The following is a 24433-nucleotide window of genomic DNA, read 5'->3' on the forward strand; positions in this document are numbered from 1 at the left end:
CATCATCTTTCGCGTCGTTTAACAGGTCATAAACACGAATGAGTCAGTCTGACACAACGGCTTCTACCCGATTCTCCCTGCTACCGGGAAGTATTACCCGTTTCTTCTTATTACTGATCGTTGTGCTGTTGGTGATGATGGGCGTTATGGTCCAGAGCGCCGTCAACACCTGGTTAAAGGATAAGAGCTATCAGATTGTCGATATCACCCATGCCATTCATAAAAGGGTCGATACCTGGCGATACGTGACCTGGCAAATCTATGACAATATTGCCGCCACGGCCAGTTCACCTGGTGCAGAAGGACTGCAGGAAACGCGTCTGAAACAAGACGTCTATTATCTTGAGAAACCGCGCAGAAAGACCGAGGCGTTGATTTTCGGTTCCCATGACAGTTCTACGCTGGAGATGACCCAACGCATCTCAACCTATCTTGATACGCTGTGGGGCGCGGAAAATGTTCCGTGGTCTATGTATTACCTGAATGGTCAGGACAATAGCCTGATCCTTATCTCAACGTTGCCGCTAAAAGATCTGACTTCCGGTTTTAAAGAGTCGACGATTGGTAATATTGTCGATTCACGGCGCGCGGAAATGTTACAACAGGCCAATGCACTGGATGAACGTGAAAGCTTCTCTTCACTGCGCCGTCTGGCGTGGCAGAACGGGCATTACTTCACGCTACGCACGACCTTTAATCAGCCTGGACATCTGGCAACGGTTGTCGCCTTTGACCTGCCGATTAATGACTTGATCCCACCCGGCATGCCGCTGGACAGCTTCCATCTGGTTCCAGATGCCACGTCAACAACCGAGCATCTGAATGAAAAAGAGTCGCCTGACAGCGTCAGCATTAATTTCAACAACAGTAAAATTGAGATCTCTTCGGCGCTAAACTCAACGGATATGCGGCTGGTGTGGCAGGTTCCGTTTGGCTCATTGCTGCTCGACACCTTACAAAGCATTCTGCTGCCGCTGTTACTCAACATTGCTTTGTTGGCCCTGGCGCTGTTTGGCTATACCACCTTTCGCCACCTCCCTGCCCGTTCCACCGAAGTGGTACCAAACCTTGCGGCAAATAATGAACTGCGTGTTCTGCGCGCCATCAATGAAGAGATTGTGTCCCTGCTGCCTCTGGGCTTGCTGGTGCACGATCAAGAAGCAAACCGCACTGTTATCAGCAATAAAATTGCCGACCACCTGCTACCGCATTTAAATTTGCAAAACATTACCAGTATGGCGGAGCAGCATCAGGGGGTGATTCAGGCCACCATCAATAATGAGCTGTATGAGATCCGGCTGTTCCGTAGCCAGATCTCATCGAGAACGCAGATCTTTATTATTCGTGACCAGGACCGCGAAGTGCTGGTTAATAAGAAGCTGAAGCAAGCGCAGCGACTGTATGAGAAAAACCAGCAGGCCCGGGCGGCCTTTATGCAGAACATCGGCAGCGCACTGAAAGATCCGGCGAAAACACTTGCCGCTAATGCTGCCGCACTGAATAGCCCGGACAGCCAGAAACTGGCCAATCAGGCAGACGTTCTGGTGCGTATGGTAGATGAAATCCAGTTGGCCAACCTGCTGGAAAGCGACGCCTGGAAAAGTGAATCGACGCTGTTTTCCGTGCAGTCGTTAATTGATGACGTGGTTCCGGAGGTTCTGCCAGCCATTAAACGTAAAGGGCTGCAGCTACTGATTAAAAATCACCTTAGCGCCCATGATGAACGCCGCGGCGACCGCGATGCCCTGCGCCGTATTTTGCTGTTGCTGATCCAATATGCGGTAACCACTACGCAAATTGGCAAAATCACGCTGGAAGTCGACCAGGATGAATCGGAGACTGAACGCCTGACCTTCCGCATACTGGATACCGGGCAAGGTGTCACGTTGAATGAAGTTGATAACCTGCACTTCCCGTTCATCAATGACACCCAGGGCGATCGGTATAGCAAGGCCAACCCGCTGACGTTCTGGTTATGCGATCAGCTCGCCCGCAAGCTAGGTGGACACCTGAACATTAAAGCGCGGGAAGAACTTGGAACACGTTATATAGTCCATGTTAAAATGCCGCTGCACGATCAACATGCTGAAAGTGAAGAGCGTTTGTTAGATGACGTCTGCATAATGGTTGATGTCACCTCTAATGACGTACGCAGCATCGTATTACGCCAACTGGAGAACTGGGGAGCAACCTGCATCACGCCTGATGAGCGGTTGAATAGTCAAGAATATGATCTCTTTTTAACAGATAATCCGTCTAATCTTACTGCCTCAGGCCTTCTTTTAAGCGATGATGAGTCTGGCGTGCGGAAAATTGGCCCTGGTCAGCTGCGCGTCAACTTTAATATGAGCAATGCTATGCAGGAAGCTGTCCTCGAGCTGATAGAAGAGCAACTGGCACAAGAAGAGATCCAGGAACTCCCCCTCAGCGGAGATGAAAACGCCGAACTTCATGCCAGTGGTTACTATGCACTCTTTGTAGACACAGTACCGGATGATGTTAAGAGGTTGTATACTGAGGCAGCAACCAGCGATTTCGCTGCGTTAGCCCAAACGGCCCATCGCCTGAAAGGCGTGTTTGCCATGCTTAATCTGGTACCCGGCAAGCAGTTATGTGAAGCGCTGGAACATCTTATTCAAGAGAAAGATGCTCCAGGTATAGAAAAATACATCAGCGACATTGACGATTACGTCAAGAGCTTGCTGTAGCAAGGTAGCCCAATACATGAACACTATGAACGTAATTATTGCCGATGACCACCCGATTGTACTGTTCGGTATTCGTAAATCACTTGAGCAAATCGAGTGGGTAAACGTTGTCGGCGAATTTGAAGACTCCACTGCACTGATCAACAATTTGCCTAAGTTAGATGCTCATGTGTTGATTACCGACCTCTCCATGCCGGGAGATAAATACGGTGACGGGATCACGTTAATAAAGTATATCAAGCGCCATTTCCCGAGCCTGTCGATTATTGTTCTCACCATGAACAACAACCCGGCAATCCTGAGCGCGGTACTGGATCTCGATATTGAAGGAATTGTCCTGAAGCAAGGCGCGCCAACAGATCTGCCGAAAGCGCTTGCCGCGCTGCAGAAGGGTAAGAAATTCACCCCGGAAAGCGTTTCTCGTCTGCTGGAAAAAATCAGCGCCAGCGGCTACGGCGACAAACGTCTGTCACCGAAAGAGAGCGAAGTTCTGCGCCTGTTTGCCGAAGGTTTCCTGGTTACTGAAATCGCGAAAAAACTCAACCGCAGTATTAAAACCATCAGCAGCCAGAAAAAGTCGGCAATGATGAAACTCGGTGTGGAAAACGATATCGCCCTGTTGAATTACCTTTCTTCCGTCACGCTGAGTCCGTCAGACAAAGAGTAATTCTTTTAACATCGACGTGCCTGATGGCACGGCGTTTATCAGGCCTACGAATGACACGATATTGTGCGTGTTACGTAGGCCGGATAAGGCAAACGCCCCATCCGACCTCTTTTATTCCCGCGCCTTTCTCACTCTTTCCGCATAGACCGTCAGCGTTTGCTTCAATACATCTAACGTCACCGGCTTAGACAGACAGCTATCCATACCTGACTCCAGACAACGCTGCTTCTCTTCAGCCAGCGCGTTGGCCGTCACGCCGACAACCGGCAGGGTTAATCCTAACTGGCGAATACGCTGGGTCAGGCGATAACCATCCATGTTCGGCATGTTAACGTCGCTAAGCACGATGTCGATATGGTTTTTACTCAGTACATTGAGTGCGTCCACGCCGTCATTCGCGGTTTTACACTGATATCCCAACGATCCCAACTGATCGGCCAGTAAACGCCTGTTGATAGGATGATCGTCGACCACCAGAATCATCATGTCATCGTTAGTTGCAGCAACTTTATCCGGGGCTGGCAACGCCGTTGAAAGCTCTTCACTGCTCAGCTCAAGGCTGTAGATATGCGCCAACAGCGCGGGCAATTCGTGAGGCGATGCCACGCTGTGCACCCACTCCCCAGGCCCCCTTTCCAGCGGAATACCGATATGACGACGGCAGAAAATCACCGCGGCGCGTCCCTGCCACGCCTGGTCCAGCACATCGTCGGCAATCAGCAGGTCATCCGCATCCGGTTGCTGTCCCTCATAGCACTGCACCGTCATCCCGTTACGCGCCAGACTGGATTCAATAAACTGGTACAGCGACGCGTTACGCACCGCCAGCCAGCAACGTTTACCGACAAGCCCTTCGATACCTTTTTTCAGCGGGTACTGCGCGCCATAAAGCGGAATACGCAGCATAAACTGGCTACCCATTCCCGGTTCAGAATCGACGGAAATATCCCCATCCATCATGCTGATCAGTTTTTCACAGATAGCCAAACCAAGCCCGGTTCCCTGGAAATTACGCTGTACGCCGGTTCCCACCTGGAAGAAAGGATCAAACAAGCGGACGACCTCTTTGGCTGGGATCCCAACCCCGGTATCACGCACGCGAATACTGAGATAGTCTTCGTTGCACTGCACGTGCAGCACAATGCAGCCGGTATCGGTAAACTTGATAGCATTACTCAGCAGATTGGAAATCACCTGCTGCAAACGCATCGGATCACCATTGAGCGCCACCGGTACATTCGGCTCGATAAAGCAGTACAACCCCAGCTGTTTGCGAACCACCAGCGGCAAATAGTTAGCCGTAATATGATTCATTACTTCACGCGGTGAAAACTCGCGCGGTTCAATCTTCAGCTGTTCAGATTCAATTTTCGAGAAATCGAGAATATCGCTGATAATCTTCAACAGCAGGCTGGAAGAGTTGTTCATCGCCGTCACCAGGCGATCCACTCCGTTGGGTAACTCTTTGGTTTGCAACAAATCAAGGTTACCGATAATGCCATACAGCGGCGTACGCAGCTCGTGGCTTACCGTCGCAAGGAACATCGATTTGGACTGGCTCGCCTGCTCCGCCGCCTGCGCCATCTCCTGCAACGACTCTTCCATTTTAACGCGCGCGCTGATGTCAACCAGCACGCAAATTGCCACGTTTTCATTACGATAGCGCGAGTGCACAAAGCTGATTTGCAGATTGGTATTGTTGCTGGTCAGCACATCAACAAAATTGACCTGCTGGCCGCAGATAATTTGCGTTAACCGTTGCCGGTCTTCATGCGTCAGCATGTTGAGATAGGTGTGCGCCAGCTCATTACTCAGGATGTTAATGCCATCTATCGTACGCAGAATACAAATCCCAACCGGCGCAGAAGCCACGATTTTACGGTTAAACTGCTCGTGCTCTTCCAGACGCTGGGCATCGCTTTCCGCAGGAATAAAAATGCGCCGCTCATACATGCGCGTGAGCATAAATAACGCCGCGCCAACCAGCACATTCAGCAGAATCGCGTTCAGGATCATCATGCGGATCCGCTCCAGTACCAGGTCAACCGGTACGGAGTACACAATGCTTAGCGATGACGGGGGCAGGTTTTTCTTCAGCACCAGTTCGTGAAAACCCGACGTATAGCCAAACCAGGAGCGCTCCTGCATCCAGCGAGGTTCAGCCTTAATATTCCCCTCGGGGCCGGTGAGCGAAATCAGCGCATGACCATTTTCATCAAGGATGGTCACTCCCATCGGCAAACTGCCCGGCGTGAAAAAGTTCTCCATGCGGATAGGCTGTTCCACACCCAACAGCGCCTGCAGGCGATTAGCGAGATAAACCGGCGTCAGCGCATAGAAATAGCCTATCCCCGGCCGCGGCCCCTGGCTAATCCAGAACAGGTTATTACCGTTTTCGTCCTGCGGTGCATTGCGATACTTAATAATGCGCTCATGCAGCGCCTTCAACGCCCCGTCACGTTCGACAGACATATCACGCAGACCGAAATTGGCCATGCAAAGGTTGTCGCTGCCGATCAGGAACACACGATTCAAATCATAGGCCGCGGAAAAGTTATCCCGCCAGTAGCGCATAAACCACGCCAGCGATTCCAGAGAACCTCGCCAGGCGTTGCCCATCACCGAGCAGTCGGAGTCGGCAAACAGCGGCTCGAAGTTTGGCACGGCGGTTTTATCATCCCGCGCGCGCAACGACATCACGCCATTTTCCGCCGTTAAGCGATTCTCCGCGATATATTTCAGCTCTTTAATCACATCAGAGGTGCGCTGAATGTAACGTTGGGCCTGATCGGAACTGAGGTTAAGCTCCTGGTGAATCTCGGACTCTCTCTGGTGCAGCGCATTCACGATGTAGAAAACAGAGGCAAATGCGATTAGCCCCCAGATCAGGAGCGCCAACGCCCTGAACAGATAGCGTGAGACTTTTAGCGTTGAATGAACGGAAGCAAGGTATTTCAAAGGGGCGAAGCTCCGCCTCAGGGCATTAATAGAGTGTGGTTAAGGTAGCGGTAAATGTCCGGCGTCGCAATGCCCTCTCTTTACGGGAATATGATACACCGCTCTGAAACCATTGTCTTAACCCGTGATAATCGTCGTTTGCCTGAAAAACACTGCACGGATGTCAGAATGCGCGACCTGAGATGGCTGGCTCGTCGGTTATACCCACGACGATTACGCAACCAAATGATCATGATGGCCATCCTGATGGTCATCATTCCGACGATATCTATAGGTTATATCGTAGAAACTGAAGGCCGTTCAGCAGTCTTATCTGAAAAAGAGAAAAAACTGTCATCGGTGATAACCCTGCTAAACGATGCGCTGGGCGACCGCTTTAGTCACTACCCAAATTTGCCGCGTGAAGCACGCATTCGCGCGCTTAATCAAGAGTTGGCCCCCATCACCGAGCGCATTACGCAAGCGTTTCCCGGCATTGGCGCCGGGTATTATCACAAAGCGCTGGATGCCATTATCACCTACGCTCCCTCCGCGCTTTACCAAGGCAACGTAGGTATCACCATCACCGAGGATCATCCCGGGCGCGAAGTGATGAGTAGCAACGCGCCTGTGGTCTATTCCGGGCGACAGGTTCGCGGCGACATACTCAACTCGATGATCCCAATAGCGCGCCAGGGAGAGGTTATTGGGTATATCTGGGCCAATGAGCTCACCGAAGATATCCGCCAGCAGGCCTGGAGAATGGACGTCAGGATTATTGCCGTACTGGTTGCCGGGCTCATCTGTAGTCTGCTGCTCATCGTGCACTTCTCACGCCGACTCAGTGCGAATATCGACATCATCACCGATGGGCTTTCCACGCTGGCACAAAAAACCCCTACCCGATTGCCTGAACTCCCCGGCGAGTTAGGACAAATCAGCCGTAGCGTCAATGCGCTGGCACAAACGCTACGGGAAACCAAAACCCTTAACGATCTGATCATTGAAAATGCCGCAGATGGCGTGATCGCCATCGACAGGCAAGGCGACGTTACCACCATGAACCCGGCGGCAGAACAGATAACGGGCTACACGCTGCATGAGCTGGTCGGACAGCCCTATGCGACGCTCTTTGCCAATACGCAGTTTTATAGCCCGGTACTGGACACCCTGGAGCACGGTACTGAACATGTGGCCCAGGAGATTAGCTTTCCAGGACGAGAACGCACCATTGAGATCAGTGTAACCACCAGTCGGATCCATAACGCACACGGCGAGCTGATTGGCGCGCTGGTTATTTTCTCCGATTTAACCGCCCGTAAAGAGACCCAGCGTCGGCTGGCGCAAACCGAAAGGCTTGCCACCCTGGGTGAGCTGATGGCCGGCGTCGCGCATGAAGTGCGAAACCCGCTGACCGCAATTCGTGGGTACGTCCAGATCATCCGCCAGCAAACCTCGCTGCCGGAACATCAGGAATATTTATCTGTTGTGCTGAATGAAATTGATTCCATCAATAAAGTTATTCAACAACTGTTAGATTTCTCTCGCCCACGACAAAGCCAGTGGCAACAGATTCGGCTCAATGCACTCATTGAAGAGACGCTAATCCTAGTGCAAACCGCTGGCCTGCAGGCACGGATCGCCTTTACAACGGAATTAGATCCCAGCCTGCCGCCGATCGTCGCCGATCGCGAGCTTCTCAAACAGGTGATCCTCAATATTTTAATCAATGCGGTACAGGCGATCGCTGCGCGAGGCGAAATTCGCATCCGTACCTGGCAATACTCGGCCTCGCAACAGGCCGTGATGATTGAAGATAATGGCAACGGTATCGATCTCGCCATACAGAAGAAAATATTCGATCCCTTTTTTACGACAAAAGCATCAGGCACCGGTCTTGGACTGGCGCTGAGCCAGCGCATCATCAACGCGCATCAGGGGGATATCCACGTAACCAGCCAGCCTGGCTGCGGGGCGATATTCACTCTGATTTTACCTCTTAACCCGCAGGGAAATCCGTCAGAATGAAAACGACCTATCGTATTCTCATCGTTGATGATGAAGAAAATGTTCGCCGTATGCTTGCCACCGCATTTTCCCTGCAAGGGCATGAGACACATTGCGCCAGCGACGGGAAAGCCGCGCTGAGCCTGTTTAGCGAAACGCAGCCAGACGTGGTGCTGATGGACATTCGCATGCCGGAGATGGACGGTATCGACGCGCTGAAAGTTATGCGCACGCAGCAACCACGGATCCCCGTCATTCTGATGACCGCTTACGCTGAAGTAGAAACCGCAGTAGAAGCTTTACGTAGCGGCGCATTCGACTACGTGATTAAGCCCTTTGATCTCGACGAGCTAAGCATGGTGATTCAACGCGCATTGCAACTGCAGGAGATGAAACAGGAAATCCGCAATCTGCATAAAGCGTTGACCACCAGTTGGCAGTGGGGACATATTCTGACCACCAGCCCGCGTATGATGGATATCTGTAAAGACACGGCGAAAATCGCCCTCTCCCAGGCAAACGTGTTGATTAGCGGTGAAAGCGGCACAGGAAAAGAGCTGATCGCCCGCGCCATTCACTACAACAGCAAACGCGCCAATGGCCCTTTTATCAAAATTAACTGCGCGGCCCTGCCGGAGTCGTTGTTGGAAAGCGAGCTATTTGGTCACGAAAAAGGCGCGTTTACCGGGGCACAGACATTACGCCAGGGATTGTTCGAACGCGCTCATCAGGGAACTTTATTGCTTGATGAAATTGGCGAGATGCCGCTGGGGCTGCAGGCCAAGCTGCTGCGCATTTTGCAGGAGAGGGAGTTTGAACGCATCGGCGGGCACCAGACCATTCGCGTTGACATTCGAATCGTCGCCGCCACCAACCGCTGTCTGCAAACGATGGTGAAGGAAGGAACGTTTCGCGAAGACCTGTTTTACCGGCTCAACGTTATCCATCTGACTTTGCCGCCCTTACGCGAGCGTCGTGAAGATATTGCCTTATTAGCAAACCACTTTTTACAAAAATTCAGCTCTGAAAATCAGCGGGATATTATCGAGATCGACCCGACGGCGATGTCGATCCTCACCGCCTGGCCCTGGCCCGGTAACATTCGCGAACTGTCAAACGTCATCGAACGTGCAGTCGTTATGAATACCGGTGCGGTGATCTTTGCCGACGATCTCCCCGACCCGTTGCGCAACCCGGTTAGCGCCACAACAGAAACAAAACCGACTTACTCCGGGGAACGCAATCTGAAAGAAGAGATTAAGCGTGAGGAAAAACGAATTATCCTCGAAGTCCTCGACAATCAGGACGGCAATCGCACCCGCACGGCGCTGATGCTGGGAATTAGCCGTCGCGCTTTAATGTATAAATTACAAGAGTACGGCATCGACCCATCGGGTTCCTGATACGCAAATTTGCTATGCAGAATTTTGCACACTGCGCAAAATTCTGCATAACCCCTCGTGGTCTCCTTTCACCAAGGCCACAAAAATAAACCAATAAATTCAATCAACTAAACATTAATACGTTTCTTTAGTCATTCTGGCACCCTGCTTGCAATTCCCTGAGCGTACCCAAAATGGAGTATGCAAAAAGGGAAACATAATGAAAACAAAACTGATTACCTTACAAGACGCTGCGGGCTTCTTTCGTGACGGCATGACCATCATGGTCGGTGGTTTTATGGGCGTTGGCACACCACCTCGTCTGGTTGAAGCCCTGCTGGAGTCCGGCGTCAGGGATCTGACGCTAATTGCTAACGATACCGCCTTTGTCGATACCGGTATCGGCCCCCTGATCGTCAATGGGCGGGTGAGCAAAGTGATTGCCTCGCACATTGGTACAAACCCGGAAACCGGTCGTCGCATGATTGCCGGCGAGATGGATGTACAGCTGGTTCCGCAAGGTACCCTGATCGAGCAGATTCGCTGCGGCGGCGCGGGTCTTGGCGGCTTTCTGACCCCCACTGGCGTTGGCACCATCGTGGAAGAAGGCAAGCAAACCATGACGCTTGAGGGTAAAACCTGGCTGCTTGAACGCCCATTACGCGCCGATTTAGCGCTTATTCGCGCCCACCGCTCTGACATGCTTGGCAACCTCACCTACCAGCTCAGCGCCCGTAACTTTAACCCTCTGATTGCCCTCGCCGCTGATATCACGCTGGTCGAACCGGACGAAATGGTTGAAACAGGGGAGCTGCAGCCTGACCAGATTGTGACCCCCGCCGCCGTTATCGACCATATCGTCATTCCACAGGAGAGCTAATCATGGATGCTAAACAACGTATTGCGCGCCGGGTGGCGCAAGAACTTCGCGATGGCGATATCGTCAACTTAGGTATCGGCCTGCCAACGATGGTAGCTAACTACTTACCTGCTGATATTCACATTACGCTGCAATCTGAGAACGGTTTTCTGGGACTGGGCCCAGTCACCACCGCCCATCCTGACCTGGTGAACGCGGGCGGCCAACCGTGCGGTATTTTGCCGGGCGCGGCGATGTTTGATAGCGCCATGTCGTTCGCGTTGATTCGCGGCGGTCATGTTGATGCCTGTGTGCTTGGCGGGTTGCAGGTCGATGAGCAGGCAAACCTTGCCAACTGGGTGGTTCCCGGCAAGATGGTGCCCGGCATGGGTGGCGCAATGGATCTGGTGACCGGTGCGCGTAAAGTCATTATCGCCATGGAGCATTGCGCAAAAGACGGCTCCGCAAAAATCCTGCGTCAATGCACCATGCCGCTCACTGCACAGCATGCTGTGCATATGCTGGTCACCGAGCTGGCTGTATTCCGCTTTATAGATGGCAAGATGTGGCTGACTGAAATCATCGAAGGATGCGACATCGCCACGCTATGTGAAAAAACCGAAGCACAGTTTGAAATTGCCGACGATCTGCGCATCCTGCGAGGTGACGCATGATTGGCCGCATCGCTCGCTTTATGACACGGGTAGTCAGCCGCTGGCTGCCCGACCCACTGATTTTCGCCATGTTATTAACGTTGCTGACCTTTGGCATCGCGCTGTGGTTAACGCCGCAGACCCCCATCAGCATGGTGAAATTCTGGGGTGACGGTTTCTGGAACCTGCTGGCGTTTGGTATGCAGATGGCGCTGATCATCGTAACCGGCCATGCGTTAGCCAGTTCCGGGCCGGTGAAAAGCCTGCTGCGTACGGCGGCATCCGCCGCCAAAACCCCCGCTCAGGGCGTCATGCTGGTGACTTTTTTTGGTTCAGTTGCCTGCGTTATTAACTGGGGATTTGGTCTGGTGGTCGGGGCGATGTTCGCCCGCGAAGTTGCTCGTCGGGTACCGGGTTCCGATTATCCGTTACTGATTGCCTGCGCCTATATCGGGTTCCTGACCTGGGGCGGCGGCTTCTCCGGCTCAATGCCTTTGCTGGCGGCAACGCCTGGCAACCCGGTCGAGCACGTAGCGGGCCTCATTCCTGTCGCGGATACCCTGTTCACCGGCTTCAATATTTTCATCACGCTCGGCCTGATTGTGGTGATGCCGTTTATCACCCGGATGATGACGCCAAAACCTTCAGATGTGGTGAGCATCGATCCGAAACTGTTACTGGAAGAAGCTGATTTTCAGAAGAAACTGCCACCAGATGCGCCGCCATCTGAAAAACTGGAAGAGAGCCGCATTCTGGCGCTGATCATCGGTGCATTAGGGATTGCCTATCTGGGTATCTACTTTGCCGAGAAAGGTTTCAACATCACCATCAATACCGTCAACCTAATGTTTATGATTGCCGGTCTGCTGCTGCACAAAACGCCGATGGCCTATATGCGTGCCGTCAGTGCTGCGGCACGCAGCACCGCCGGGATTCTGGTGCAATTCCCCTTCTATGCCGGCATTCAGTTGATGATGGAGCACTCCGGCCTCGGTGGGCTCATTACTGAATTTTTCATCAACGTTGCCAACAAAGATACCTTCCCACTGATGACTTTCTTCAGTTCAGCCCTGATTAACTTTGCCGTGCCATCCGGCGGTGGCCATTGGGTTATTCAGGGACCGTTCGTCATGCCTGCCGCTCAGGCGCTGGGTGCCGATCTTGGCAAATCAGTCATGGCCATCGCCTACGGTGAGCAGTGGATGAATATGGCACAACCGTTCTGGGCGCTACCCGCGCTGGCCATCGCCGGTCTCGGAGTACGCGACATTATGGGGTACTGCATCACTGCCCTGCTCTTCTCCGGCGTCATTTTTGTTATTGGATTGACCTTGTTCTGACGGCAACAACTTAATTAAAGGAACTGAAAAATGAAAAACTGTGTCATCGTCAGCGCGGCACGTACCGCAATCGGCAGTTTTAACGGCGCACTGGCAACTACGGGTGCCGTCGAGCTTGGATCAACCGTCATTAGAGCCGCTCTTGAACGCGCGCACCTTGACCCACAGCGCGTGGACGAGGTGATTATGGGCAACGTGCTGCAGTCAGGACTCGGGCAAAACCCAGCGCGTCAGGCATTATTAAAAAGCGGCCTGTCCGACACCGTTTGCGGCTTTACCGTCAACAAAGTGTGCGGCTCTGGCCTGAAAAGCGTGGCGCTTGCCGCCCTCGCTATCAAGGCCGGACAAGCCCAGGCGATCGTCGCGGGAGGGATGGAAAACATGAGCCTGGCCCCCTACCTGTTAGACGCAAAAGCCCGCTGGGGCTATCGCCTCGGTGACGGGCAATTGTCCGACGTGATTCTGCGCGACGGCCTGATCTGCGCCGAGCATGGTTACCACATGGGGATCACTGCAGAAAATGTTGCCAAAGAGTATGGCATCAGCCGCGAAATGCAGGATGAACTGGCTCTGCAGTCGCAGCGTAAAGCCGTTGCCGCAATCGAGTCTGGCGCATTTGAGGCTGAAATCGTGCCCGTCAGCGTGTCATCACGGAAAAAAACCATCATCTTTGAGCGTGACGAATTCCCCAAAGCTGACTCGACGGCCGAAGGCCTCGCCGCATTGCGTCCAGCCTTTGATAAAGCAGGAACCGTCACCGCAGGTAACGCCTCGGGGATCAACGACGGTGCAGCGGCATTAGTGATAATGGAAGAGTCCTCAGCACTGGAGGCTGGGCTGAAGCCACTCGCGCGAATCAAAGCCTGGGCCAGTGGCGGCGTAGCTCCGGCTATGATGGGGATGGGGCCGGTTCCCGCCACGCTGAAGGCACTGCAACTGAGCGGCTTACAGCTTTCTGATATCGATCTGATCGAAGCTAACGAGGCATTTGCTGCTCAGTTTCTTGCCGTTGGTAAAACGCTGGGGTTTGATCCGCAAAAGGTTAACGTCAACGGTGGGGCAATTGCGCTGGGACACCCTATCGGCGCCAGCGGCGCACGAATACTGGTGACGCTGCTGCATGCGCTACAGGCACGGGATCAAACGCTTGGACTGGCCACGCTGTGCATCGGCGGCGGTCAGGGCATTGCGATGATAGTGGAGCGAATGAATTAAAAAAAAGGGCCGGATATTTCCGGCCCTTTTTATCACGTCTTAATTACTCTTCAGCGTCGTCCGCTGCATCGTCATCGCTTTCCGCTTCAGGTGCGATATCCTCGTCCCCTTCAGCAGCGCTACCGTCGATGGAGTCGAGCTCTTCATCATCAACCGGTTCAGCAACGCGTTGCAGACCCACAACGTTTTCATCTTCCGCAGTACGGATGAGGATAACGCCCTGGGTGTTACGTCCTACCACGCTGATTTCCGACACGCGAGTACGCACCAGCGTACCTGCATCGGTGATCATCATGATCTGGTCGGTATCTTCAACCTGCACTGCGCCGACAACGGAACCGTTGCGCTCGGTGACTTTGATGGAGATAACGCCCTGGGTCGCACGAGACTTGGTCGGATACTCTTCCGCCGCCGTACGCTTACCGTAGCCGTTCTGGGTAACGGTCAGGATAGCACCTTCACCGCGCGGAACGATCAGCGATACCACGCTGTCGCTTTCCGCCAGTTTGATACCGCGTACGCCGGTCGCGGTACGTCCCATCGGACGAACAGCCCCTTCTTTGAAGCGCACCACTTTACCGGCAGCAGAGAACAGCATAACTTCGTCACTACCAGACGTCAGGTCAACGCCAATCAGCTCATCGCCTTCGTTCAGGTTAACCGCAATGATACCGGCTGAACGCGGACGGCTGAACTCGGTCAGCGCTGTTTTCTTCACGGTACCGCTGGCGGTTGCCATGAAGACGTTGACGCCTTCTTCGTACTCACGTACTGGCAGAATTGCGGTGATACGTTCGTTAGCTTCCAGTGGCAGCAGGTTGACGATAGGACGTCCACGCGCACCACGGCTTGCTTCCGGCAACTGATAAACCTTCATCCAGTACAAACGACCGCGGCTGGAGAAGCAGAGGATCGTGTCATGGGTGTTGGCCACCAGCAGGCGGTCGATAAAGTCTTCTTCTTTAATTCGTGCTGCAGATTTGCCTTTACCGCCACGACGCTGCGCTTCGTAATCGGTTAACGGCTGATATTTCACGTAGCCTTGATGAGACAAGGTCACGACAACATCTTCCTGGCTAATCAGATCTTCGATGTTGATGTCAGCGCTGTTCGCGGTGATTTCGGTCCGACGTGCGTCGCCGAACTGTTCACGAATCAGCTCCATCTCTTCACGGATGACTTCCATCAGACGATCGGCGCTGCCCAGAATGTGCAGCAGTTCAGCGATCTGCTCCAGCAGCTCTTTGTATTCGTCGAGCAGTTTTTCGTGCTCAAGGCCGGTCAGTTTCTGCAAACGCAGATCCAGAATGGCCTGGGCCTGCTGTTCAGTCAGGTAGTACTGACCGTCACGCACGCCAAATTCCGGCTCCAGCCATTCAGGACGCGCGGCATCATCGCCGGCACGTTCCAACATGGCAGAAACGTTACCCAGCTCCCACGAACGCGCGACCAGCGCTGCTTTCGCTTCTGCCGGGGTCGGCGCACGGCGGATCAGTTCGATGATCGGATCGATGTTCGCCAGCGCAATCGCCAGTGCTTCAAGGATGTGCGCACGATCGCGGGCTTTACGCAGTTCAAAGATAGTACGGCGGGTTACGACTTCACGGCGGTGACGTACAAACGCAGCAATAATATCTTTCAGGTTCATGATTTTCGGCTGTCCATGGTGCAACGCAACCATGTTGATACCGAAAGAAACCTGCAGTTGGGTCTGGGAGTAGAGGTTGTTCAGAACCACTTCCCCGACTGCGTCGCGTTTCACTTCAATCACGATGCGCATACCGTCTTTGTCAGACTCGTCACGCAGCGCGCTGATACCTTCAACGCGTTTGTCTTTTACCAGCTCGGCGATTTTCTCGATCAGGCGCGCTTTGTTCACCTGATACGGAATTTCATGGACGATGATGGTTTCACGGCCAGTTTTGGCATCCGCTTCGACTTCCGCGCGTGCGCGGATGTACACTTTGCCACGGCCGGTACGGTAGGCTTCTTCAATACCACGACGACCGTTGATGATCGCGGCGGTCGGGAAGTCCGGACCCGGAATATGTTCCATCAGCCCTTCAATGCTGATGTCTTCATCGTCAATGTATGCCAGGCAGCCGTTGATCACTTCCGTCAGGTTGTGCGGCGGAATGTTGGTCGCCATACCTACCGCGATACCGGACGAGCCGTTCACCAGCAGGTTAGGAATTTTGGTTGGCATGACGTCAGGAATTTGTTCGGTGCCGTCGTAGTTATCGACGAAATCCACCGTTTCTTTTTCCAGGTCAGCCATCAGCTCATGGGCGATTTTCGACATACGGATTTCCGTATAACGCATCGCCGCTGCGGAGTCGCCATCGACAGAACCAAAGTTACCCTGACCATCTACCAGCATGTAACGCAAGGAGAATGGCTGCGCCATACGAACAATGGTGTCGTAAACGGCGGTATCACCATGAGGGTGGTATTTACCGATTACGTCACCAACGACACGGGCAGATTTTTTATAGGCTTTATTCCAGTCGTTGCCCAATACGTTCATGGCGTAAAGTACGCGACGGTGAACCGGCTTCAGGCCATCTCGGACGTCCGGCAGCGCACGGCCAACAATGACCGACATCGCATAATCCAGATAGGAGCTCTTCAGCTCTTCCTCAATGTTGACCGGTGTAATTTCTCTCGCAAGGTCGCTCATCTAACCGCTATCCCTCTACTGTATCCCGGATTCAAAGGTCGCAAATTATAACACATCCGTGCAGATTCAGGTAAATGGATTCCCCCTGACAGAGGCTTTATTCATCCCGTCAGGCTGATATACTCATTTGCATCGCAAATTTAGGAGTAGAAGCCCCAATGAATGCCGAAAAACCTCCGGTAACTCACAACGTTGATCAGGAAGAAATTGCCAAGTTTGAAGCAGTCGCGTCACGCTGGTGGGATCTTGAGGGTGAATTTAAGCCACTGCACCGTATTAACCCGCTGCGCCTGGGCTACATCACGGAGCGCTCAGGCGGCCTGTTTGGTAAAAAGGTACTCGACGTCGGCTGCGGCGGCGGCATTTTGGCGGAAAGCATGGCGCGCGAGGGCGCAACCGTCACCGGGCTGGACATGGGCTTTGAACCGTTACAGGTAGCAAAACTACATGCGCTGGAGAGTGGTATCCAGGTGGAATACGTTCAAGAAACGGTTGAAGAACATGCGGAAAAACATGCGCATCAGTATGACGTTGTGACCTGCATGGAAATGCTGGAGCACGTACCGGACCCGCAGTCGGTGGTCAGGGCCTGCGCCAGACTGGTCAAACCGGGCGGCGAAGTGTTTTTCTCTACGCTTAATCGCAACGGCAAATCCTGGCTAATGGCGGTGGTCGGCGCGGAATATATTTTGCGTATGGTGCCGAAAGGCACGCATGATGTGAAAAAATTCATTAAGCCGGCTGAACTGTTAGAGTGGGTTGACCAGACCGTACTGAAAGAGCGTCATATGACCGGCCTGCACTACAACCTGATCACCAACAGTTTTAAACTCGGCCCCGGCGTTGATGTGAACTATATGCTACACACTACCGCGCAAGCAGATTAACCTCCTCCACCCGGCCGGATAAGGCGTGCAACGCCGCAATCCGGCACAGTGCCTGATAGTGCGCAGCTTTCGGGCCTGCGCATCGCCTACCAATCCTGAGTAGGATCGTCAGGGCAATTTTTGCGCCAGGTCATAAGAACTTACCTTGCCTTAGATGAAGAAATCAGCACTCGATCAAATTTTCTATTTTTTTTCTCAATTATTGACATCCTCGCCAGGCCTTATAAGACGCGCACTTAGCGATTATTACCCTTTTGCAACCTCAATTTAACCTCAAAATCAACTCTTGTACTGAAAAGAATCCCTACTAGAATACTCACCATATAGCGTCTACTTTATCAAACAACCCCTACATATAGTATTTATCCACAGACTTAGTCACAACATGACTTTGTGGATAATATGGGGGATATTTTTTCTTTCACGGACAGGTAAAAAACCACATGAATCAGAGTCTGCTGGTGACAAAGCGTGATGGTAGTACAGAGCGCATCAATCTCGACAAAATCCACCGAGTTCTGGATTGGGCGGCAGAAGGACTGAATAACGTATCGATTTCTCAGGTCGAGTTGCGCTCCCACATTCAGTTTTATGACGGTATCAAGACATCCGATATCCATGAAACAATCATCAAAGCTGCCGCCGACCTGATCTCCCGCGAGGCACCGGATTATCAGTACCTGGCTGCTCGCCTGGCGATTTTCCATCTGCGCAAAAAAGCCTACGGCGAGTTTGAACCGCCGAAACTGTTCGACCATGTCGTGAAAATGGTTGAAATGGGCAAATACGACAATCATCTGCTGGAAGACTACACGGAAGAAGAGTTCAAGCAGATGGACTCGTTCATCGTACACGACCGAGATATGACCTTCTCCTACGCTGCGGTGAAGCAGTTAGAAGGTAAATACCTGGTACAAAACCGTGTTACCGGTGAGATTTATGAAAGCGCGCAGTTCCTCTACATTCTGGTAGCGGCCTGCCTGTTCTCTAACTATCCGCGTGAAACGCGTCTGCAATACGTAAAACGTTTCTACGACGCCGTTTCTACGTTTAAAATTTCGCTGCCGACGCCGATTATGTCCGGCGTGCGCACCCCTACCCGTCAGTTCAGCTCCTGCGTACTGATCGAGTGCGGCGACAGCCTGGACTCCATCAACGCCACCTCCAGCGCGATTGTGAAATACGTTTCCCAGCGCGCCGGCATCGGTATCAACGCCGGTCGCATCCGTGCGCTGGGTAGCCCGATCCGCGGCGGTGAAGCGTTCCACACCGGTTGTATTCCGTTCTACAAGCACTTCCAGACCGCGGTAAAATCCTGCTCCCAGGGCGGCGTACGCGGCGGTGCTGCAACGCTGTTCTACCCAATGTGGCACCTGGAAGTTGAAAGCCTGCTGGTCCTGAAAAACAACCGTGGCGTCGAAGGCAACCGCGTGCGTCACATGGACTACGGCGTACAGATCAACAAACTGATGTACACCCGTCTGCTGAAGGGCGGCGACATCACGCTGTTCAGCCCGTCCGACGTTCCAGGCCTGTATGATGCGTTCTTCGCTGACCAGGACGAATTCGAACGTCTGTACACCAAATATGAAAACGACGACAGTATCCGCAAGCAACGCGTGAAAGCCGTTGAGCTGTTCTCACTGATGATGCAGGAACGTGCCTCTACCGGGCGTATCTATATTCAGAACGTTGACCACTGCAACACCCATAGCCCGTTTGATCCAATTGTCGCTCCGGTGCGCCAGTCTAACCTGTGCCTGGAAATCGCCCTGCCGACCAAACCTCTGACCGACGTTAACGACGAAAACGGCGAAATTGCGCTGTGTACGCTGTCCGCATTTAACCTCGGTGCTATCAACAGCCTGGACGAGCTGGAAGAGCTGGCTGAATTGGCGGTGCGCGCGCTGGATGCGCTGCTCGATTATCAGGATTATCCAATTCCTGCCGCCAAACGCGGCGCAATGGGTCGCCGTACGCTGGGTATTGGCGTGATCAACTACGCCTACTGGCTGGCGAAAAACGGTAAGCGTTATTCTGACGGCAGCGCGAACAACCTGACTCACAAAACCTTTGAAGCCATTCAGTATTACCTGATGAAAGCCTCTAACGAGCTGGCGAAAGAGCAAGGTGCGTGCCCGTGGTTTAACGAAACGACCTACTCCAAAGGTATTCTGCCGATCGATACCTATAAAAAAGATCTCGATGCTATTGTCAACGAGCCGCTGCATCTGGACTGGGAACAACTGCGCGAATCCATCAAAACGCACGGTCTGCGTAACTCCACGCTGTCAGCCCTGATGCCATCGGAGACCTCTTCGCAGATCTCTAACGCCACCAACGGTATTGAACCACCGCGCGGCTATGTGAGCATCAAAGCGTCGAAAGACGGTATCCTGCGCCAGGTCGTGCCGGACTACGAACACCTGCACGACGCGTACGAACTGCTGTGGGAAATGCCGAACAACGATGGCTATTTGCAGCTGGTAGGTATCATGCAGAAATTTATCGATCAGTCGATTTCCGCCAACACCAACTATGATCCGTCGCGCTTCCCATCCGGAAAAGTACCGATGCAGCAGTTACTGAAAGACCTGCTCACCGCCTACAAATTTGGTGTGAAAACGCTGTATTATCAAAACACCCGTGACGGTGCGGAAGATTCTCAGGACGATCTGGTGCCGTCCATTCAGGACGATGGCTGCGAAAGCGGCGCATGTAAGATCTGATGAACGATGCCGGGTGGCACCAGGCTCACCCGGCCTACAGTAGCTTGGTTTGTAGGCCGGAAAGGGTGCTTGTAACGCCATCCGGCACTCATCCCACAAAGGATTCACATCAATGGCATACACCACTTTTTCACAGACGAAAAATAACCAACTTCTGGAACCGATGTTCTTCGGCCAGCCGGTGAACGTCGCCCGCTACGATCAGCAAAAATATGACATCTTCGAAAAACTGATCGAAAAGCAGCTCTCTTTCTTCTGGCGTCCGGAAGAAGTTGATGTTTCTCGCGATCGCATCGACTTCCAGGCGCTGCCGGAACATGAAAAGCATATCTTCATCAGCAACCTGAAATATCAGACGCTGCTGGACTCCATTCAGGGACGTAGCCCGAACGTGGCGCTGCTGCCGTTAATCTCGATCCCTGAGCTGGAAACCTGGGTGGAAACATGGGCGTTTTCAGAAACGATCCACTCCCGTTCCTACACCCACATCATTCGTAACATCGTGAACGATCCGGCGGTGGTGTTTGATGACATCGTCACCAACGAGCAGATCCAGAAACGCGCGGAAGGCATTTCCAGCTATTACGACGAATTGATTGAGATGACCAGCTACTGGCATTTGCTGGGCGAAGGCACGCATACCGTTAACGGTAAAACGGTTGTCGTAAGCCTGCGTGAACTGAAGAAGAAGCTGTATCTGTGCCTGATGAGCGTGAACGCGCTGGAAGCGATCCGCTTCTACGTCAGCTTCGCCTGCTCCTTCGCCTTCGCCGAACGTGAACTGATGGAAGGCAACGCGAAAATTATTCGCCTGATCGCCCGCGATGAAGCCCTGCATTTGACCGGGACCCAGCATATGCTGAATCTGCTGCGCAGCGGCGTGGACGATCCGGAAATGGCGGAAATCGCCGAAGAGTGTAAACAAGAATGCTACGACCTGTTCGTACAGGCCGCGCTGCAGGAAAAAGAGTGGGCGGATTATCTGTTCCGTGACGGCTCAATGATTGGCCTGAATAAAGACATTCTGTGCCAGTACGTTGAGTACATCACCAACATCCGTATGCAGGCTGTCGGACTCGACTTGCCGTTCCAGACCCGCTCTAACCCAATCCCATGGATCAACACCTGGCTGGTGTCTGATAACGTGCAGGTTGCGCCGCAGGAAGTGGAAGTCAGCTCTTACCTGGTCGGCCAGATCGATTCGGAAGTCGATACCGACGACCTGAGTAACTTCCAGCTCTGATGGGCCGCGTTACTCTGCGCATCTCTGGCACACAACTGCTGTGCCAGGATGAACACCCTTCCCTGCTTGCCGCGCTCGAATCGCACAATGTTGAAGTTGAATACCAGTGCCGCGCAGGTTATTGCGGCTCCTGCCGTACCCGTCTGGTAGCGGGACAGGTCGACTGGATTGCCGAACCTCTGGCCTTCATTCAGCCAGGTGAAATTTTGCCCTGCTGCTGTCGGGCAAAAGGCGATATTGAAATAGAGCTGTAACGCGTGGCGGGATAAAAATTAAGACTAAAAAAAGAGCCGCCGATGGACGGCAGCTCTTTATTTCTCCTGGAGGCAGGTATGGCCACGTTGACGGCAGACGGCCTTATCTAGCCGTTAATAACGTTTGATCCAACCAGGCCTGTGACCGGAGGTGCATCACAGACCTTGTGCCATTACTCTTTATTCAGGAATGTCACTGCTTTGTCGGGGAAGTCGGTGAACAGCCCGTCAACGCCCGCCTTGTTATACAGAATGTCATACAGCTGGTTTACGTCAGTGGTGTAATCCGGCAGTTGATCGGCACGAACGGTATAAGGATGCACCACCATCTTATTCTGATGCGCGTCCTGTACCATACCCGTTAACGAGATATTGCCTTTCTTCGACTTCTCATCAATCAGCATGTGATAGTCCGGCCCAATGCCGTCCGCATACTGCGCAACCTGCTTCATGGCACCCGGTTTAAACATCCAGTCGTAGTTGTAATTAACCCAACTACCGTCCGGCTTTTTCTCCTGAGTTTCATTCCAGTCAGTGTACGCAATCAACTGTACCAGATTGAGATCCATCCCCATCTTCGGTTCCAGTTCATTCTTAATGCGCTTTAACTCTGCGACATCAAAACACTGTAGATAAACCTTGTCGTTCTTGTCGGTGTACCCGTACTTTTTCAGCACTTCCAGCGTCTTAGCCGCAATGTCCTTCCCTTCCTGATGATGGAACCACGGCGCTTTCATTTCCGGGTAAATGCCAATGTTTTTACCGGTTGAATGATTTAATCCCTGAACAAACTCAATCTCTTCTTCGAAAGTGTGCACACGGAAATCAGATTTACCCATCGGGAAACGCCCTGGGTAGGTCTGGACCTTTTTGCCATTTTCGATATCAAAGCCTTCGGTAAATTTCAGCGATTTAATCTCATCCAGCGTAAAGTCGATAGCGTAGTAGCGCCCATCTTTACGCGCACGATCCGGGAAACGCTCGGCAACATCGGTGACGCGGTCAAGGTAGTGGTCATGCAGGACAACCAGATGGTCGTCCTTGGTCATCACCAAATCCTGTTCCAGGTAATCAGCCCCCTGAGCATAAGCCATCGCTTTTGCTGGCAGCGTATGCTCCGGTAGATAACCGCTGGCGCCACGGTGCGCAATCACGATTTTTTCTGCGGCAACCGCCGCGCTGCTCATCACCATACCTGTCAGCATTAGCGCCACGCTGAGACTTTTCAATGTGGTTTTCATCTATTAGCCCCCGTTACGCTTCAGTGCGATCTCTTCGTGATGGCGTTTTTCGCCAATCATGACGACCACCAGCAGAATAACCGCCAGCACGCTACCGCCAATCATCACCATAAAGCCGCCGTCCCAACCGAAGAAGTCAACGGTATAGCCAACAATGGCGCTCGCCGCTACGGAACCGCCGAGATAACCGAACAGACCGGTAAAGCCAGCCGCCGTACCCGCCGCTTTTTTCGGTGCCAGTTCCAGCGCATGCAGACCAATCAACATTACCGGACCGTAGATCAGGAAGCCGATGATAATCATACAAGCCATATCCACGTTCGGGTTGCCTGCCGGGTTCATCCAGTAGACGATAGTCGCGATAGTCACCAGCGTCATAAAGAACACGCCGGTCGCACCACGGTTGCCACGGAAGACTTTATCCGACATCCAGCCGCACAGCAGCGTGCCCGGAATACCCGCATATTCATACAGGAAGTAGGCCCAGGATGATTTATCCAGCGCGAAATGTTTCACTTCTTTCAGATAGGTCGGGGACCAGTCCAGGATGCCATAGCGCAGCAGATAAACAAACACGTTGGCGATAGCGATGTACCACAACAATTTGTTCGGCAGTACGTATTGCATGAAGATCTGCTTCGCAGTCAGCTCTTCTTCCGCTTTCTCGTTGTAATCGTCCGGATAGTCGTTCTTGTACTCTTCGATAGGCGGCAGGCCACAAGACTGCGGCGTATCACGCATCAGAGCAAAAGCAAACAGCGCGACGACGATCGCACCGAAAGCAGGCATATACAGCGCCGCTTTCCAGTCATTGAACCAGGCCATACCCAGCAGGAACAACAGAGGAGGCAGACCACCGCCCACGTTGTGCGCACAGTTCCAGACGGAAACAATGCCCCCACGCTCTTTCTGCGACCACCAGTGCACCATGGTACGACCACACGGCGGCCACCCCATTCCCTGGAACCATCCGCAGAGGAACAGCAGCACAAACATAACCGCAATGCTCGAAGTCGCCCACGGCACAAAGCCCATGAACAACATGACAGCGGCGGCCAGAATCAGACCCGCTGGCAGGAAAACGCGCGGATTCGAGCGATCCGAAACGGACCCCATGATGAATTTCGAAAATCCGTAAGCAATGGAGATACCGGATAACGCAAAACCCAGATCGCCACGCGAGAAACCTTGCTCAACCAGATACGGCATCGCAAGGGCAAAGTTCTTACGTACCAGATAGTACGCGGCATAGCCAAAGAAAATCCCCAGAAAGATCTGCCAACGTAATCGACGATATGTCGGGTCGATCTCCGCTGCAGGCAAACGCGCCGTGTGTGACGCTGGTTTAAAAATGCTCAACATAGTGTAGCCTCCGTGGCCGTCTTTCATTCGAAGTAAACACTGCAGTTCGTCATTACTACCCTACCGCTCCCAGTGTGGCCGCGATGTTAAGGAAAGATACATAACAAAAATGTGAAACGCTGCACATATTGTTACAGATTTATGACAAATGTTCATAAAGGCGCACGAAATCACGTTTCATTTTCGAATAATGAGCGATTATGCGCGAAATCAAACAATCCATGTTTTTTATGTGGCTAAATGATAAAAAACGAACTGTGAGGAAAAAC

Annotated in this window: 16 protein-coding genes; 12 read left to right on the plus strand and 4 right to left on the minus strand. The window is 52.7% G+C overall.

All coding sequences use genetic code 11. The features are described 5' to 3' along the window. Window positions 1-38: 38 nt before the first annotated feature. Together rcsD and rcsB are read left to right on the plus strand one after the other, a co-directional pair. Complete coding sequence (gene rcsD / locus WC7_RS10170) at window positions 39-2708, plus strand: phosphotransferase RcsD (RefSeq protein WP_016153788.1); 2670 nt, start codon at window positions 39-41, stop codon at window positions 2706-2708. Between the two features lie 16 nt (window positions 2709-2724). Next, complete coding sequence (rcsB, locus tag WC7_RS10165) at window positions 2725-3375, plus strand: response regulator transcription factor RcsB (RefSeq protein ID WP_003027592.1); 651 nt, start codon at window positions 2725-2727, stop codon at window positions 3373-3375. Window positions 3376-3486: 111 nt separating this feature from the next. Here rcsB and rcsC read toward each other — a convergent pair whose 3' ends face one another. Continuing rightward, window positions 3487-6333, minus strand: a complete 2847-nt coding sequence (rcsC, locus tag WC7_RS10160; RefSeq protein WP_016153789.1) for a two-component system sensor histidine kinase RcsC — start codon at window positions 6331-6333, stop codon at window positions 3487-3489. A gap of 168 nt (window positions 6334-6501) precedes the next feature. Between rcsC and atoS the strand changes: the two genes are divergently transcribed. The 6 genes from atoS to WC7_RS10130 all read left to right on the plus strand — a co-directional run bounded on the left by atoS (window position 6502) and on the right by WC7_RS10130 (window position 13768). Beyond that, window positions 6502-8340, plus strand: coding sequence for a two-component system sensor histidine kinase AtoS (gene atoS, locus WC7_RS10155; protein ID WP_032947136.1), 1839 nt, complete (start codon window positions 6502-6504; stop codon window positions 8338-8340). Then, window positions 8337-9722 carry an acetoacetate metabolism transcriptional regulator AtoC gene (gene atoC / locus WC7_RS10150; protein WP_016153791.1) on the plus strand — a complete coding sequence of 462 codons (1386 nt, stop codon included), beginning with the start codon at window positions 8337-8339 and terminating at the stop codon, window positions 9720-9722. Before atoS ends, atoC begins: the two co-directional genes overlap by 4 nt. Before the next feature lie 199 nt (window positions 9723-9921). Then, on the plus strand, window positions 9922-10581 hold the full coding sequence (gene atoD, locus WC7_RS10145) for an acetate CoA-transferase subunit alpha (RefSeq protein ID WP_016153792.1): 660 nt from the start codon (window positions 9922-9924) through the stop codon (window positions 10579-10581). A 2-nt stretch (window positions 10582-10583) separates the two neighbouring features. Beyond that, on the plus strand, window positions 10584-11234 hold the full coding sequence (locus tag WC7_RS10140; protein WP_016153793.1) for a 3-oxoacid CoA-transferase subunit B: 651 nt from the start codon (window positions 10584-10586) through the stop codon (window positions 11232-11234). After that, the gene (locus WC7_RS10135; protein WP_016153794.1) at window positions 11231-12553 is read left to right on the plus strand and encodes a TIGR00366 family protein; all 1323 of its coding nucleotides are present in this window, start codon (window positions 11231-11233) and stop codon (window positions 12551-12553) included. Before WC7_RS10140 ends, WC7_RS10135 begins: the two co-directional genes overlap by 4 nt. Window positions 12554-12583: 30 nt before the next feature. Next, the gene (locus WC7_RS10130; protein WP_016153795.1) at window positions 12584-13768 is read left to right on the plus strand and encodes an acetyl-CoA C-acetyltransferase; all 1185 of its coding nucleotides are present in this window, start codon (window positions 12584-12586) and stop codon (window positions 13766-13768) included. A 43-nt stretch (window positions 13769-13811) separates the two neighbouring features. Here WC7_RS10130 and gyrA read toward each other — a convergent pair whose 3' ends face one another. Then, window positions 13812-16448: a DNA topoisomerase (ATP-hydrolyzing) subunit A gene (gene gyrA / locus WC7_RS10125; RefSeq protein WP_016153796.1), complete on the minus strand. Its 2637-nt coding sequence runs from the start codon at window positions 16446-16448 to the stop codon at window positions 13812-13814. Window positions 16449-16606: 158 nt separating this feature from the next. Between gyrA and ubiG the strand changes: the two genes are divergently transcribed. From ubiG to yfaE, 4 genes are all read left to right on the plus strand, one after another. Beyond that, a complete protein-coding gene (gene ubiG / locus WC7_RS10120) occupies window positions 16607-17335 on the plus strand; it encodes a bifunctional 2-polyprenyl-6-hydroxyphenol methylase/3-demethylubiquinol 3-O-methyltransferase UbiG (RefSeq protein WP_016153797.1) in 729 nt (242 codons plus the stop codon). 443 nt (window positions 17336-17778) lie between these two features. Further along, window positions 17779-20064: a class 1a ribonucleoside-diphosphate reductase subunit alpha gene (nrdA, locus tag WC7_RS10115; RefSeq protein WP_016153798.1), complete on the plus strand. Its 2286-nt coding sequence runs from the start codon at window positions 17779-17781 to the stop codon at window positions 20062-20064. Window positions 20065-20176: 112 nt separating this feature from the next. Next, on the plus strand, window positions 20177-21307 hold the full coding sequence (gene nrdB / locus WC7_RS10110; RefSeq protein WP_016153799.1) for a class Ia ribonucleoside-diphosphate reductase subunit beta: 1131 nt from the start codon (window positions 20177-20179) through the stop codon (window positions 21305-21307). Then, window positions 21307-21561 (plus strand): ferredoxin-like diferric-tyrosyl radical cofactor maintenance protein YfaE, encoded by a 255-nt coding sequence (gene yfaE / locus WC7_RS10105; RefSeq protein ID WP_016153800.1) that lies wholly within the window; start codon window positions 21307-21309, stop codon window positions 21559-21561. Before nrdB ends, yfaE begins: the two co-directional genes overlap by 1 nt. 173 nt (window positions 21562-21734) lie before the next feature. Here yfaE and glpQ read toward each other — a convergent pair whose 3' ends face one another. Together glpQ and glpT are read right to left on the minus strand one after the other, a co-directional pair. Next, on the minus strand, window positions 21735-22802 hold the full coding sequence (glpQ, locus tag WC7_RS10100; RefSeq protein ID WP_016153801.1) for a glycerophosphodiester phosphodiesterase: 1068 nt from the start codon (window positions 22800-22802) through the stop codon (window positions 21735-21737). 3 nt (window positions 22803-22805) lie between these two features. Then, a complete protein-coding gene (glpT, locus tag WC7_RS10095) occupies window positions 22806-24164 on the minus strand; it encodes a glycerol-3-phosphate transporter (RefSeq protein WP_016153802.1) in 1359 nt (452 codons plus the stop codon). Between the last annotated feature and the right edge of the window lie 269 nt (window positions 24165-24433).

The sequence above is a fragment of the Citrobacter sp. KTE151 genome (assembly GCF_000398845.1).
GTDB lineage: Bacteria > Pseudomonadota > Gammaproteobacteria > Enterobacterales > Enterobacteriaceae > Citrobacter > Citrobacter braakii.

What these genes read in the sequence shown, in the direction of transcription:
- glpT (WP_016153802.1), bottom strand. Translation starts at nt 24,164, where the DNA reads ATGTTGAGCATTTTTAAACCAGCGTCACACACGGCGCGTTTGCCTGCA.
- rcsD (WP_016153788.1), top strand. Translation starts at nt 39, where the DNA reads ATGAGTCAGTCTGACACAACGGCTTCTACCCGATTCTCCCTGCTACCG.
- ubiG (WP_016153797.1), top strand. Translation starts at nt 16,607, where the DNA reads ATGAATGCCGAAAAACCTCCGGTAACTCACAACGTTGATCAGGAAGAA.
- atoC (WP_016153791.1), top strand. Translation starts at nt 8,337, where the DNA reads ATGAAAACGACCTATCGTATTCTCATCGTTGATGATGAAGAAAATGTT.
- nrdB (WP_016153799.1), top strand. Translation starts at nt 20,177, where the DNA reads ATGGCATACACCACTTTTTCACAGACGAAAAATAACCAACTTCTGGAA.
- nrdA (WP_016153798.1), top strand. Translation starts at nt 17,779, where the DNA reads ATGAATCAGAGTCTGCTGGTGACAAAGCGTGATGGTAGTACAGAGCGC.
- WC7_RS10135 (WP_016153794.1), top strand. Translation starts at nt 11,231, where the DNA reads ATGATTGGCCGCATCGCTCGCTTTATGACACGGGTAGTCAGCCGCTGG.
- atoS (WP_032947136.1), top strand. Translation starts at nt 6,502, where the DNA reads ATGCGCGACCTGAGATGGCTGGCTCGTCGGTTATACCCACGACGATTA.
- yfaE (WP_016153800.1), top strand. Translation starts at nt 21,307, where the DNA reads ATGGGCCGCGTTACTCTGCGCATCTCTGGCACACAACTGCTGTGCCAG.
- rcsB (WP_003027592.1), top strand. Translation starts at nt 2,725, where the DNA reads ATGAACACTATGAACGTAATTATTGCCGATGACCACCCGATTGTACTG.
- WC7_RS10140 (WP_016153793.1), top strand. Translation starts at nt 10,584, where the DNA reads ATGGATGCTAAACAACGTATTGCGCGCCGGGTGGCGCAAGAACTTCGC.
- gyrA (WP_016153796.1), bottom strand. Translation starts at nt 16,448, where the DNA reads ATGAGCGACCTTGCGAGAGAAATTACACCGGTCAACATTGAGGAAGAG.
- WC7_RS10130 (WP_016153795.1), top strand. Translation starts at nt 12,584, where the DNA reads ATGAAAAACTGTGTCATCGTCAGCGCGGCACGTACCGCAATCGGCAGT.
- glpQ (WP_016153801.1), bottom strand. Translation starts at nt 22,802, where the DNA reads ATGAAAACCACATTGAAAAGTCTCAGCGTGGCGCTAATGCTGACAGGT.
- atoD (WP_016153792.1), top strand. Translation starts at nt 9,922, where the DNA reads ATGAAAACAAAACTGATTACCTTACAAGACGCTGCGGGCTTCTTTCGT.